This window comes from Collinsella sp. CLA-AP-H1 (assembly GCF_040092945.1).
GTDB lineage: Bacteria > Actinomycetota > Coriobacteriia > Coriobacteriales > Coriobacteriaceae > Collinsella.
In genome coordinates, this window is record NZ_JBBNKO010000015.1 from 12,669 (window position 1) to 26,151 (window position 13,483).

The following is a 13,483-nucleotide window of genomic DNA, read 5'->3' on the forward strand; positions in this document are numbered from 1 at the left end:
CGAGGTTAAGTGGCCTCCTGTTCGTGCGGAACTCGCGACAAACTTAATGCCCGGCCCGTCGGGGCCACACGCCATTTTGTAGATGACGGCTCGCTTTTCGGAACGGGGCTGATATTTTCTTGATGTTAGGCGCTCTTGGTCCTAATGGGCTTGGGGCGCCTTCGCGTTTCCTCAGCTCCGCACCCTTGCGGGTTCGAATTCCTCCGCTTGCCCACAAGAAAGCGCTCCAGGTTCATAAGGGCCTGGAGCGCTGTGTTCTTAAGGGCTGGGACGGAGGGATTCGAACCCCCAACAGCCGGCACCAAAAACCGGAGTTCTACCGTTGAACTACGTCCCAATGTGTGGCGTTGCCCAAAAGCAACTCGTTTAGTTTACCTAATCTGCGAGGGCATCGCAAACGCCATCGAGCAGGCGTACGGCGAGTGTCTGCGCGTCGCTGGCCGTGAAGGTGCCGTTGTAGCGCGTCATGCCCGTGAGCTCAATGCGAATGCGAGCCGGCTTCTGCTGCGCGGCGACATTGGCGGTGCGGATGCGCTGGGCCAGGTTGTGGCACTCGGCGAGGGCGATCGTGGCGCGCGGTGCGGCGTCGGCGGGCAGCTCATCGCTTGCGATCTCGAGCACCAGGTCAACGTCGGTTGGGACCTCGGAGTCGCAGAGCATCATGCCGCTGTTGTCGGTCGTTGCCGTGGCGATATTCCACATGCGCGACGCAACGCTGCGTGCGATGGGGTCCTCGCCGATAACGGCAATCTGGAAGCGCTCGAGCACGTTGGCGGCGCGAGCAAAACCGATACGGGACTCGGCTTCGGTGACCGAGGGCTTGCCCTCCCACACATGGTGCAGGCGGTTGATGTAGGCGTAGGTGTCCTGGAAGGCCATGCCGTCGGCAAACAGGCCGACATTTTCCTGGAACTGCTGCAGGGCGGCCTCGGTATGCGGACCAAAGTAGCCGTCGTCTTCGCCACAGGCAAAGCCCAAAACGTTGAGAGCGCGCTGCAGGGCCTGCACATCGGCGCCATGGAAATTGGGCATGCGCAGATAGAGAGTGCGGTCGCCCAGCTTATACGAAGCGTCTACAAGGGCGCTCCAGCAGGGGATATCGACGGCATGACCGGCAGCAAGGCCGCTGTCGAGCCTGAAGGTGCTGACGGCCTGCTCAGTGGTGGCTCCAAAGTACTTGTCGGTGACTTCGGCGGCATCAATCGTGTAGCCGAGCTGCAGGAGACGAGACTGCACGTCTTCGACGGCTGCTCCTTGCATGCCCGTTGTAATAGGTTCCATGAACGAACCCCTTTCGGCGTACCATTCGTACTATTTGAGCGTCTGTCGGATAGACAACGCAAAGGGATGCATAAACATTCACTCAACAGTGTAGCAAGTTGTGCCTAAATACGCTGCTGACAGGTTTTATAACCCCCGTTAGTTAAGGCGCTCCACAAAGAAATCTGCCATGGAGAGGAACAGCTCGCGTGCGTGCGGATCAAGCTCAACGTTCTCGATGGCCGCTTTGGCCTTAGCGGTCAGGTCGAGCGCGTAAGTGTGGGCGTAATCGATGGAGCCGGTCTCCTGGAAGATCTCCACGGCGCGTGCGAGCTGCGCGGGATCATCGGTGCCCGAGGAAAGAATCGCCTCGACCTCGTCGTGGTGGCGCTCATCAGAGAGGGCGTGTACGGCGACAAGCGTGCGCTTGCCCTCGGTGATGTCGGTGCGGAAGTCCTTGTTGGCGGCTTCCTTAGTGCCGACAAGGTTGAGCAGGTCGTCCTGAATCTGAAAGGCAAGGCCCGTGTGCAGGCCAAAGGCGCGCAGCGCTTCGATTTGCTCATCGCTGCCGCCGCCGATAATGGCTCCGGCGGCAAGCGGCGTGGCTCCGCTGTAAAACGCGGTCTTGTGCGTCGCCATGTCCAGGTAGTCATCAACCGAGATATCAAAGCGCCCGTCGCGGACCCAACCCAGGTCGAGTGCTTGACCCTCGATGGTGCGGACGATCATCTCGGTAAGCTCGTGGAGCACGCGCAGCTTCACGTCGGACTCCAGCGTAGGGTCGTCGAGAACCGTCTTGGTGACCATGGTGAGCGCCAGGTCGCCACAATTGATGGCAAGGCCCGTGCCCTCGGTAAGGTGCATGCAGGGCTTGCCTCGACGAAGCTGTCCGTTGTCGGCGATGTCGTCGTGGATCAGCGCGCCCGACTGGAAATGCTCGATGGCTGCCGCGGCGCTGCGGGCGCTCTCAAAGCTACCGCCCACTGCGGTTGCGGCGAGCATGCAGATAAGCGGGCGGTGGCGCTTGCCGGCGTTGGCCGTAAAAGCCGAGAGCGGCGCATACAGGTAGCGCTCGATATCGGCAGAGGTCGCCTGTCCGTCAAAGAACGTGGCCAGATAGTCGTTAATCTGGTCAAAGTGCTGGGCTAAAAAGCTGGTAAACGGACTGGACACGGGTTCTCGCATTCTTTCTGAGGTTGCATTGATGCAATATGCAGACAACATATTGCCACATTAGGGCGTTTGGCGCGGCAGTTTTGGCGATTTAGGACAACGGGCGTGCGTTTGATGGAGTGTGCCTAAATCAGCCTAAAATGCTCGAGCGCCGCAACGACACCGTCGTGATCGACGGTGTCGGTCACGTAATCGGCCTTATCCTTGAGATAGTCCGGCGCATTGCCCATGGCGATACCGACATCGACGGCGTTCATCAGCGAGACGTCATTGCTGGCGTCGCCAATGCCGTATACGGTTCCGTGGTGGGGGTCGAGGGCGTCGAGTACAGACTGGATGCCCCCGCGCTTCGTGCATTCGCGGGGCGAGATTTCGGTTACCTCGAGTTCGAGCTCGTTAAAGCACAGCAGCGGCTCAAGTGTCTTATCTTGAGCGATGTGGTTGGCGAGCGATGTAGACATCAAGATCTTGTAGACACTGTAATGTTGCAGCTGCGTGACTGCGTCGCCCAGGGTGCGCGCGTATCCGGGGGCATCGGGCGCATCGGCACTCATGCGCACGACGCCGTTGAGGCCCTCAAAGCGGATGACCTCGCCCGATTGCTCAAGGTAGGGGGCAAGACGCTGCAGCATACTGGGCGTCATCGACAGATCGCGAATTGCGTGTCCGTTGATCTCGGCGTAACCGCCCGCAAGACAGACGATGCCGGTCCAAGGCAGCTCAAGAAGTTTGGGGTGGATGCAGCTGAGGGTACGTCCCGTGCAGATAAAGGCCATGTTGCCGTTGGCGACAAACTCGCGGATTGCCTGCGAAACCGCCTCGTTGGGATAGGGGGAGAGGTCCCGCTCGTCTTCGGGAAGGTCTTGGGCGAGCCTGGGGTCTTGCCAGGCGAGCGTTCCGTCGATATCGAAGAAGCAGATATCGCCGCGCTTATGGGCTGCGCTGGCGGCAGGGGAGGCCGAGGTGGTGGGCACAAATTCCGGCTCGAGGCCCATGATCTGGTCAAAATGCTCTTTAACGCGGGGAACGGAGATGCCGATGACCACCTGGGCGGTCTTGCCCGTAATGATGAGGCCCTTGGCGCCCACCGCGACAAACGACGCGTTATCTGCAACGATGGAAGGGTCTGCGACCTCGACGCGCAGGCGCGTGGCGCAGTTGGTTGCGCCCACGATATTGCCAACGCCACCTAAAAGCTGAATTACCCGCTCAGCGAGGACGTGATCTTGATCGGATCGACTATCGACCTCGTCATTGGGGGATTGCTCTTTGGCAAAGTCGCTTCCCGTTAAACAATCGATTGCCGCGCGATTGGCAACATGATCCTCGCGGCCCGGTGTCTTAAGGTCATAGACCAAGATGAGTGCTCGAAAACTAACAAAAAAGATGAGGCTAAAGGCAAGGCCGATACCGAGCGCCAAAAGATAGGCACCGGCATGCGTGCGCATGAGCGGAATAAAGTTGAAGGCTGCCATCTCCATCAGGCCGCCCGAGAAGATGCCGACGATGCCAAAGAGATTCATGGTTGTGGCAAGGCAAGACGATAAGACGGCGTAGAGCAAAAAGAGCCCGGGGTGGGTGAACATAAAGAGAAACTCGAGTGGCTCGGTAACGCCGCAAACCACCGAGGCGATGATGGCGGGAACAAGGATGACCCTGAGGCCGGCGCGGCGCTCGGGTTTTGCGGTGGAGTAGAACGCAGCTGCGATGGCAGGAAGGCCAAAGAGCTTGACCCAGCCGGTGGCGGTAAAACCGGCCCACGGTGCAAGCTCATTAAGGGGGCGCGTGCTATGGGAGAGGATGGGGAGCAAACTGCTCCACGTGGCGTAGATGCCGTCGTTAATGACCAGGTTGTCGTAGTAGATCGGCATGTAGAGCAGGTGGTGCAGGCCAAAGGGCTCGAGTGCTCGTTCTAAAAAGACAAAGATGCCCACGCCAAAGGGACCGACGCCTGCAAGCGCGTGACGCAGCGTATCGGTTACATCGTATACGTAGGGCACGATGGCGGCCGAGATAGCGGCAAGGGCAAACACGGCAAAAAAGCTGATGAGGTAGACCAGCGAGGAGCCCGAGAAGGTGCCGAGCCAATCGGGAACCTTGGCATCGTAGAAGCGGTCATGGATGGCAACGACGGTTGCCGATACCGCCAGCGGGCCGATAATGCCGGTGTCGAGCGTCTTGATGCCGTCGATGACGGTGATACCGCTGGCGGAGGTCAAAGATGACGGGTACTCAAGTCCAAGGTTGTCTCCGCTCAGCTTAATGATCTCGCTCAAAAAGAAGCAGTAGGCAAAATAGGCGACGAGAGCCTCGAGACAGCAACGAGCCGGTTGTTTTTGGGCAAGACCGATGGGCAGCGCTACGGCAAAAAGGAGCGGGAGGCGTTTAAAGACCGTCCACGAGCCGCGCTGGATGATGGTCCAAAAAACGTACCAAGGGGTTCCGTATACGGCGAGATCGCCGACGATGTCCGCAGTCGTTGCGAGAGCGGAGACGCCGACCATGAGGCCTGATATAGAAAACAGCATGGCGGGCGCGAACATTGCCCCGCCAAAGCGTTGGATTTTTTGCAGCATGTTCTGCCTTCCGAATATCGAGGCGCGTTGCGCGTGGGGAAACGTTTAAACAATGGATTCATTGTAGAGGACCAGACGATTGTCGTACCGGCAGTTTTGAGCGAAACCGATTTGGGCATGACAGAAACCGTCAACGGTTAAATCCTGTCGCTTTACCGATATTCGGTTTAAACAACTTTAAGAAATGCTATCGTGCCTAGCCGGAAATGAATAATGTAGAGGTGAAACAATGCCAAAAGCGATATACGAAGGAATCTACCGAGAAATACGCTCGCGCATCATTAATGGGACCTATGCGTTTCAGGAGATGCTGCCAACCGAAGCCGAGCTGACCGCGGAGTTCGGATGCACTCGCAATACCGTCCGTCGCGCCTTGGGTATGCTGGCCGACGGGATGTTTGTGCAGCCCATACACGGCAAGGGCGTGCGCGTTATTTGGCTTAAGGGCGAAACCGACATGTTGGGCGCACTCGAAGAGGTTGAGTCGTTTGGCGAGTTTGCAAAGCGCAACAATGCCGTTGCATCTACGGACGTTAAGTCTTTCGAACATCTGGTTTGCACCGAGCAACTCTCTCGTCACCTGGGCTTTAAGGTGGGCGAGGAGTTGATTCGCGTAGTGCGTGTCCGAAGCCTCAACGGCAACGCGCGCCAAGTGGACCATGGCTATTTTTTGGCGTCGATCGCCAAGGGCCTGACTCCCGAGATCGCGGCAGATTCTATTTACGGCTATCTGGAGCACAAGCGCGGTGTCAAAGTGATGGCGAGCCGTCGTACGGTGAGTGTCGAGCTCGCCAACGATGAGGACTGCAGCTATCTTGACCTCGGCAAATACAACTGCGTTGCCGTCATGGAGAGTCAGTCGTACACCTCGGACGGCATCTTGTTTGAGGTGACGCACACTCGCACACACCCCGAGATCTTCCATTACCGTGTCAATTCCAAGCGATAGCCGGCTAGCTCGCAGCCTGACGAGACTCATGGCCTCAAAGAGAAAACGCCCGGTCAAACCGACGGTACATCGGCTTGACCGGGCGTTTTCTCTGCATTAGATAACAAATAATTGTTTATACAAAACTTGTCAAGTATCAAGTTGAAATTACCGTTCACCGAAGTTTTTCTACCGCTCTAGTAATACTTGTTCAAACAACTAGCCAAATAGCGTATCGTTCAAATTAGCAAAAGGGGCAAAGTCCCCGAGCCAATCTCCGAAGGCGGCGGCAAAGGGTGCCGCCACGGTGTGAAAGGGTGGATTGTAATGAAGAACGAAATGAGCAGAAGGCAGTTCCTGGGCTTTGCTGGTTCCGCGGCTGCAGTTCTTGGTCTGGGCCTCGTGGGTTGCGGTGGTTCTGCCGGCTCCGGCTCCTCTGCTTCTGGTGACGCTGCCGAGGTCTACTTCCTCCAATTCAAGCCCGAGGTCGACAAGGAGTGGAAGGAGATCGCCAAGGCCTATAAGAAGGAGAAGGGCGTCGAGGTCAAGATCGTGACCGCTGCCTCCAACACCTACGAGGAGAAGCTCAAGTCCGAGATGTCCAAGAGCTCCGCTCCGACCCTGTTCCAGGTCAACGGCCCCACCGGTCTTAAGAACTGGAAGGATTACTGCGCCGACCTGTCCGATACCAAGCTCCGCGGTGAGCTCATTGACGACTCCCTGGCTCTGCAGTCCGACGGCAAGGATGTGTGCATCGACTGGGTTCAGGAGAGCTTCGGCATCATCTACAACAAGCAGCTGCTCGAGAAGGCTGGCTACAAGGCCGAGGACATCAACTCCTTCGACAAGCTGAAGGCTTGTGCCGACGACATCCAGGCCCGCAAGGACGAGCTTGGTGTCGAGGGTGCCTTCACTTCCGCCGGCATGGACGACTCCTCCAGCTGGCGCTACACCACCCACCTTGCCAACATGCCGCTCTACTACGAGTTTGAGAAGGAGCACAACCAGGAGGACGACGAGATCAAGGGTGAGTTCCTCGACAACTACAAGCAGATCTTCGACCTGTACATCACCGACTCCACCTGCGATCCTTCGCAGCTTGCTTCCAAGACCGGCGACGACGCCACCAACGAGTTCGCAACCGGCAAGGCCGTCTTCTACCAGAACGGCTCTTGGGCCTACTCTGACCTCGTCAAGGCCGGCATGACCGACGATCAGATTGGCATGATGCCCATCTACATCGGTGTTGACGGCGAGGAGAACCAGGGCCTGTGCTCCGGCGGCGAGAACTACTGGTGCGTCAGTTCCCAGGCTTCCGAGGATGCCCAGAAGGCCACCGAGGACTTCATGTATTGGTGCGTCACCGCTGACACCCCGACCAGCATCATCGCCGACAAGATGGGTCTGACCGCTCCGTTCAAGAGCGCCAAGGAGACCACCAACGTCTTCTCGCAGCAGGCCGTTGCCATGGCCAAGGACGGCAAGAAGACCGTCGCTTGGGACTTCGTCTACATTCCCTCCGAGGAGTGGAAGAAGAACCTCAAGCAGGCTCTAATTGCCTACGCTGCCGATAACAGCAAGTGGGACGGCGTCAAGAACGCCTTCGTCGATGGCTGGAAGACCGAGAAGGCCGCTTCCGAGTAAGCAGTTGCTGCCCAAGCTATCTGATTAGCGACAGGGGGCGGGCAGACGTTGGTTTGCCCGCCCCCTGCATATTGAAAGGACCCTTTTATGGGCAAAGCACTCAAGCGCTGGTGGCCGCTCTTTATGCTGCCCACGTGCCTGGCGTTTATGATCGGGTTCGTGATCCCTTTTATCCAGGGCTTCTATCTCTCGTTCTGCCAGTTTATTATCATTAGTAACGCGCACTTTGTCGGTATCGAGAACTACGTGCGCGCGCTGTCCGATCCGCAGTTCTCCACGTCGTTCTTCTTTACCGTGGCGTTTGCCTTCCTGTCGACGGTGCTCATCAACGTGATCGCCCTGGCCATTGCGCAGGCGCTCACCCGCAAGGCGCTCAAAGGCACCAACATCTTCCGTACGATCTTCTTTATGCCTAACCTGATCGGCGGCATCGTGCTGGGCTACATTTGGCAGATTCTGATCAACTGCCTGCTCTCCAACGTGGGCGCCCAGCTCATCGCTCTTAACTCTGCTGCTGGCTTCTGGGGCCTTATCATCCTGACCCTGTGGCAGCAGGTCGGCTACATGATGATCATCTACATCGCTGGTCTGCAGTCCATTCCGTCCGACTACATCGAGGCCGCCAAGGTCGACGGCGCTACGGCATGGCAGACGTTTTGGAAGGTTAAGATCCCTAACCTGATGCCGACCATCACCATCTGCCTGTTCCTGTCCATCACCAACGGCTTTAAGCTGTTCGACCAGAACCTCGCCCTTACCGGCGGCGCCCCCGCGCACTCCACCGAGATGCTCGCCCTGAACATCTACAACACGTTCTATTCGCGTGCCGGTATCGCATGGCAGGGCATTGGTCAGGCCAAGGCGGTTATCTTCTGCATCCTGGTCGTGGCCATCTCCATGATCCAGCTTAAGGCCACGAGGTCCAAGGAGGTGCAGCAGTAATGAAACGCGATAAGGTTATCAACCGCGCGCTCTCGATTTTCTTTACGATCCTGTCGCTCGCGTGGATCTACCCCGTGTTCATGATTGCGCTTAATTCTTTTAAGAAAGCGACCGCAATCAGCACCACCACGGCATTCGATCTGCTCACGCCCGAGACGTTCAACGGCCTCGCAAACTACATGCACGCCCTTAACGAGCAGGGCTTTGCCTCGGCATTTATGTACTCGCTCATCATCACGGTCACGTCGGTCGTGCTGATTTTGGTGTGCTGCTCCATGTGCGCTTGGTACGTGGTTCGTGTCAACAACAAGATCTCGAACTTCTTCTATTACCTGTTCGTCTTCTCGATGGTCGTGCCGTTCCAGATGCTCATGTTCACGCTGTCCAATTTGGCGGACCGCATCGGCTTCAACACGCCGTTCAACATCTGCTTTATCTACCTTGGCTTTGGCGCGGGCCTGGCGGTCTTTATGTTCGCCGGCTTTGTAAAGAACATTCCGCTCGAGATCGAAGAGGCGGCCATGATCGACGGCTGCAACCCGGTCCAGGTGTTCTTTAAGATCGTCCTTCCCATCATGAAGCCCACCTATCTTTCGGTCGGCATCCTCGAGACCATGTGGGTCTGGAACGACTATCTGCTGCCCTACCTTACGCTCGACTCCACCAAGTACAAGACCATTCCTATCTTGATCCAGTACTTCCGCGGCGGCTACGGCCACGTCGAGCTCGGCCCCATGATGGCCTGCATCATGATGGTCGTTATCCCCATCGTTATCATGTACATCCTCTGTCAGAAGTACATCATCGACGGCGTGGTGGCAGGTGCCGTCAAGGGCTGATGCCGTAACTGTTTTGCAAGTTTCTGCGGCGCCCCTCAGCGCGGCGCCGCATATCGAAAGGTAGAGACATGGCCGAGATCGTTCTCAAACATGTTCAGAAGGTGTATCCCAACAACGAGTCAAAAAAGAAGGGCTTCTTTGGCAAAAAGAAGAAGACCGAGGAGAAGAAGCACAACCTCAAGGTTACCGAGGACGGTGTGCTCGCTGTAGAGGACTTCAACCTCACCGTTCACGACCAGGAGTTCGTCGTCCTCGTTGGCCCCTCTGGCTGCGGTAAGTCCACGACGATGCGCATGGTCGCCGGCCTGGAGGACATTACCTCGGGCGATGTGCTCATCGACGGCAAGCGTGTCAACGACGTGGCGCCCAAGGACCGCGACATCGCCATGGTGTTCCAGAGCTACGCTCTGTATCCCAATATGACGGTGTACGAGAACATGGCATTTACGCTCGAGCTCAAGAAGGTTCCCAAGGACGAGATCGACCGCAAGGTTCGCTCTGCTGCCGAGATTCTGGGCATTACCGAGTACCTCGACCGTAAGCCCAAGGCGCTCTCCGGCGGCCAGCGCCAGCGTGTCGCTATCGGCCGCGCCATCGTGCGTGACCCCAAGGTCTTCCTGATGGACGAGCCGCTGTCCAACCTGGACGCCAAGCTTCGTAACCAGATGCGTGCCGAGCTCATTAAGCTGCGCCACGAGATCAAGGGCACGTTCATTTATGTTACTCACGACCAGACCGAGGCTATGACCCTCGGTGACCGTATCGTGGTCATGAAGGACGGCGTCGTCCAGCAGATCGCCACGCCGCAGGAGGTCTTCAACCATCCCGCGAACATCTTCGTCGCCGGCTTCATCGGCGTGCCGCAGATGAACTTCTTCGATGCCCAGCTGGTGCGCTCGGGCAACGGCTTTACCGTCAAGACCGAGGATATGAACGTGGCGCTCGCCCCCGAGACTTGCGCTCAGCTTGCCCTCAACTGGGACGGCGGCGACGTGAAGGAGATCACGGCCGGCGTGCGCCCCGAGCAGATTCTGCTTGCCGACAAGGGCGAGGAGGGCGCGCTCCAGGGTACCGTCGAGGTGACCGAGCTCATGGGCTCGACCGAGCATGTCCACGTGACCGCTCCCGACGGCCAGTTTGTCCTGATTATCCCCGTCGTCGACCTCGAGGCCAAGGGCGCGCTCAAGGCTGGCGACACCATCTGGTTCAAGTTCGAGAAGAACGCGACCCACCTCTTCGATAAGGTCTCTGGCAAGAACCTTATCTAGGCCCGGTGCATCCAGGCCCTCCCTTTGGGCGACTGCGGTATTGCCATCCTTTTGCCGCGGTCACATATAAGGCTCCCCTCCCGTCCGCTGGGCGAGAGGGGAGCCTTTCTTTGTGTTGGGGTTGTCTGACCGGTCGTTTGTCTCGATCTGTAACAGGTAGGGCCGATTTCGGACGTTAGATGTTACAGATCGAGACGGTCCCGCTGAGCTAACCATTTCATCTAAATCTGTAACACCAAAGGCGAATTTCAGCTGCTAGATGTTACAGGTTGAGATAAACCCAAGGGGAGGGGCTGGTATGTCTCAATCTGTAACAGCTGGGACCGTTTTGGTTGAGTAGTTGTTATGGATCGAGATTGTTTGGTCGAGTCGGGTCACAGGGTAACGTGCGGGCACAAAAAACGGAGCCGTGTTGCAACGACCCCGTTTCTCAAGAGGATGGGTAAGGGAAGCGAAATTAGTTCAGGTGCCAGATCTCGTCGTTGTACTGGGAGATGGTGCGGTCGGACGAGAAAGTGCCGGCGTTGGCGATATTGATGAGCGCCTTGCGCATCCAGGCGTCCTGGTCCTCGTAGTCGGCCAGTACGCGCTCCTTGGTCTGGATGTACTCCTCAATGTCGAGCAGGGCCATAAACCAGTCCTTGCCCTTAATGTCGTCGTGCAGGCGCTGCAGGCGCTCGGCGTTGCCGGTCGCCATAAAGGCGGGGTTGGTGATAAAGTCCACCAGCAGCTTGATACCAGGCTTGCGGTAGAGTGCGCTGGCGTTATAGCTGCCGTCGGCGTAGAGCTGCTCGACCTGTTTGGACGAGGCACCAAAGGTATAGATGTTCTCGTCGCCCACGAGCTCGGCAATCTCCACGTTGGCGCCGTCGAGCGTGCACAGGGTTAGGGCGCCGTTGAGCATGAACTTCATGTTGGAGGTGCCGCTCGCCTCCTTGGAGGCCAGGCTGATCTGCTCGGAGATGTCAGCGGCGGGAATCACGCGCTCGGCGGCGGTGACGTTGTAGTTCTCAATCATGACAACCTGCAGGTAGGGAGCCACGTCGGGGTCGTTTGCAATCCACAGCGATAGCGTCAGGATCAGATGGATGATGTCCTGCGCGATAGTGTAGGCAGGCGCCGCCTTGCCGCCAAAGATGATGGTGACGGGGTGCTTAGGCCTGTTGCCGTTCTTGATATCGAGGTACTTCCAGATGATGTAGAGCGCGAGCATCTGCTGGCGCTTGTATTCGTGGATGCGCTTGACCTGGACGTCGATGATGGCGTTGGAGGGAATGGTCACGCCCTGCTCGAGCGCCATGAACTGGCGCATGATGGCCTTGGCCTCGACCTTGATGGCGGCCAGGCGCTCAAGAACGTCCTTGTCGTCGGCGAACTTGGCGAGTTTGCTCAGATCGCCGGTGCTGCGCCAGTCGGTGCCGATCACATCGTCGAGCAGGCTGGCGAGCGCGGGGTTGGCCCCATGGATCCAGCGGCGGAAGGTGATGCCGTTGGTCTTATTGGAGAACTTCTTGGGATAGATCTCGTAGAACGGATGAAGCTCGGTGTCCTCCAGGATCTTGGTGTGGAGGGCGGCTACGCCGTTGATGGAGAAGCCAAAGTGGATGTCCATGTGGGCCATGTGGACGGTGTCGTATTCGTCGATGATGGCGACGCGCGGGTCATCGTGCTCGGCCTTCGCGATCTCATCGAGCTTGACGATAATGTCGGCGATGGCAGGGGAGACCTTCTGCAGGCTGGCGAGCGGCCACTTCTCGAGCGCCTCGGCAAGAATCGTGTGGTTAGTGTAGGCGACCATGGAGCGTACGATGGTCACGGCCTCGTCAAACTCGATGCCATGCTCGGTGGTGAGCAAGCGAATGAGCTCGGGGATGACCATGGTGGGGTGCGTGTCGTTAATTTGGACCACGGCGTAGTCGGCCAGATCGTGCAGGTTGCTGCCGCGCTCGACGGCCTCGTCGATCAGGAGCTGGGCGGCGTTGCTCACCATGAAGTACTCCTGATAGATGCGAAGTAGGCGGCCCTGCTCGTCGGAATCATCGGGGTAGAGGAACAAGGTGAGGTTCTTGGCGATCTCGGTCTTGTCGAAGTCGATGGAGCTGCCGGGGACCAGGCCGTCGTCGACGCTCGCCAGGTCGAACAGGCGCAGGCGGTTCTTGGTGGGCTGGCCGTAACCGGGCACATCGATGTTGACGAGCTTGGAGGTAACGGCAAAATCGCCGAACTCGACGGTGTAGGAGCGGTCATCGTCGACTAGGATGTCCTGCTCGCCGAGCCACTCGTCGGGGACGGCCTTCTGCTGGTTGTCGACAAAGCGCTGACGGAACAGACCGTAGTGATAGTTGAGGCCCACGCCATCGCCGGTCAAGCCCAGCGTGGCGATGGAATCCAGGAAGCACGCGGCCAGGCGGCCCAGGCCGCCGTTGCCGAGCGACGGCTCGACCTCGAACTCCTCGATCTTGTTGAGGTCGTGGCCTGCGGCGGTGAGCTGGTCCTTAACCTCGTCGTAGATGCCAAGGTCGATCATGTTGTTGATGAGCAGCTTGCCGATCAAAAATTCGGCGGAAATGTAATAGAGCTTTTTCTTGTCGTTGTTGAGCGGGCAGGCGGCGGAGCGCTCCTGCACGAGTTTGACCAGCAGCTTGTAAATGCGACGGTCGTCGAGCTGCTCGAGCGAGGTGCCAAAAGACTGCTCGGCGAGTTCCATGAGGTTAATTTGGGGCATGTTTTCTCCTGTGATGGGTTGTTTCATGTCTGCAATTCATAAGAAGCCCGCGCGAGGGGATTGGGGTGGCCTCGCGCGGGAAAAGCAAGCGCGTCCGCACGGTGGGGAGGGGTTGGGCGCGGTAGCTC

Annotated in this window: 9 protein-coding genes and 1 tRNA gene; 5 read left to right on the forward strand and 5 right to left on the reverse strand. The window is 58.0% G+C overall.

Going from position 1 to position 13,483, the window contains the following annotated elements; translation table 11 throughout:
* Positions 1 to 265: 265 nt before the first annotated feature.
* From AAAV44_RS08185 to AAAV44_RS08200, 4 genes are all read right to left on the reverse strand, one after another.
* Positions 266 to 337 (reverse strand) — tRNA-Gln (locus tag AAAV44_RS08185).
* 38 nt (positions 338 to 375) lie between these two features.
* The gene (locus tag AAAV44_RS08190; RefSeq protein ID WP_022094145.1) at positions 376 to 1,281 is read right to left on the reverse strand and encodes a peptidoglycan-binding protein; all 906 of its coding nucleotides are present in this window, start codon (positions 1,279 to 1,281) and stop codon (positions 376 to 378) included.
* A gap of 138 nt (positions 1,282 to 1,419) precedes the next feature.
* Entirely contained in the window at positions 1,420 to 2,433 is a 1,014-nt protein-coding gene (locus AAAV44_RS08195) for a polyprenyl synthetase family protein (RefSeq protein ID WP_260699342.1), read from the reverse strand.
* 125 nt (positions 2,434 to 2,558) lie between these two features.
* On the reverse strand, positions 2,559 to 5,009 hold the full coding sequence (locus tag AAAV44_RS08200; RefSeq protein ID WP_349115300.1) for a PTS transporter subunit EIIC: 2,451 nt from the start codon (positions 5,007 to 5,009) through the stop codon (positions 2,559 to 2,561).
* A gap of 229 nt (positions 5,010 to 5,238) precedes the next feature.
* Between AAAV44_RS08200 and AAAV44_RS08205 the strand changes: the two genes are divergently transcribed.
* The 5 genes from AAAV44_RS08205 to ugpC all read left to right on the forward strand — a co-directional run bounded on the left by AAAV44_RS08205 (position 5,239) and on the right by ugpC (position 10,630).
* On the forward strand, positions 5,239 to 5,958 hold the full coding sequence (locus AAAV44_RS08205; RefSeq protein ID WP_035137765.1) for a GntR family transcriptional regulator: 720 nt from the start codon (positions 5,239 to 5,241) through the stop codon (positions 5,956 to 5,958).
* 306 nt (positions 5,959 to 6,264) lie between these two features.
* The gene (locus tag AAAV44_RS08210) at positions 6,265 to 7,581 is read left to right on the forward strand and encodes an ABC transporter substrate-binding protein (protein ID WP_006235863.1); all 1,317 of its coding nucleotides are present in this window, start codon (positions 6,265 to 6,267) and stop codon (positions 7,579 to 7,581) included.
* A gap of 87 nt (positions 7,582 to 7,668) precedes the next feature.
* Positions 7,669 to 8,523 (forward strand): sugar ABC transporter permease, encoded by an 855-nt coding sequence (locus AAAV44_RS08215; protein ID WP_006235864.1) that lies wholly within the window; start codon positions 7,669 to 7,671, stop codon positions 8,521 to 8,523.
* Entirely contained in the window at positions 8,523 to 9,362 is an 840-nt protein-coding gene (locus AAAV44_RS08220; RefSeq protein WP_022095055.1) for a carbohydrate ABC transporter permease, read from the forward strand. Before AAAV44_RS08215 ends, AAAV44_RS08220 begins: the two co-directional genes overlap by 1 nt.
* A gap of 68 nt (positions 9,363 to 9,430) precedes the next feature.
* Positions 9,431 to 10,630 (forward strand): sn-glycerol-3-phosphate ABC transporter ATP-binding protein UgpC, encoded by a 1,200-nt coding sequence (gene ugpC, locus AAAV44_RS08225; protein WP_035137764.1) that lies wholly within the window; start codon positions 9,431 to 9,433, stop codon positions 10,628 to 10,630.
* 457 nt (positions 10,631 to 11,087) lie between these two features.
* Here ugpC and glgP read toward each other — a convergent pair whose 3' ends face one another.
* A complete protein-coding gene (gene glgP / locus AAAV44_RS08230) occupies positions 11,088 to 13,355 on the reverse strand; it encodes a glycogen/starch/alpha-glucan family phosphorylase (RefSeq protein WP_349115301.1) in 2,268 nt (755 codons plus the stop codon).
* Positions 13,356 to 13,483 lie beyond the last annotated feature (128 nt).

What these genes read in the sequence shown, in the direction of transcription:
- AAAV44_RS08190 (WP_022094145.1), bottom strand. Translation starts at nt 1,281, where the DNA reads ATGGAACCTATTACAACGGGCATGCAAGGAGCAGCCGTCGAAGACGTG.
- AAAV44_RS08200 (WP_349115300.1), bottom strand. Translation starts at nt 5,009, where the DNA reads ATGCTGCAAAAAATCCAACGCTTTGGCGGGGCAATGTTCGCGCCCGCC.
- AAAV44_RS08205 (WP_035137765.1), top strand. Translation starts at nt 5,239, where the DNA reads ATGCCAAAAGCGATATACGAAGGAATCTACCGAGAAATACGCTCGCGC.
- AAAV44_RS08210 (WP_006235863.1), top strand. Translation starts at nt 6,265, where the DNA reads ATGAAGAACGAAATGAGCAGAAGGCAGTTCCTGGGCTTTGCTGGTTCC.
- AAAV44_RS08215 (WP_006235864.1), top strand. Translation starts at nt 7,669, where the DNA reads ATGGGCAAAGCACTCAAGCGCTGGTGGCCGCTCTTTATGCTGCCCACG.
- AAAV44_RS08220 (WP_022095055.1), top strand. Translation starts at nt 8,523, where the DNA reads ATGAAACGCGATAAGGTTATCAACCGCGCGCTCTCGATTTTCTTTACG.
- ugpC (WP_035137764.1), top strand. Translation starts at nt 9,431, where the DNA reads ATGGCCGAGATCGTTCTCAAACATGTTCAGAAGGTGTATCCCAACAAC.
- glgP (WP_349115301.1), bottom strand. Translation starts at nt 13,355, where the DNA reads ATGCCCCAAATTAACCTCATGGAACTCGCCGAGCAGTCTTTTGGCACC.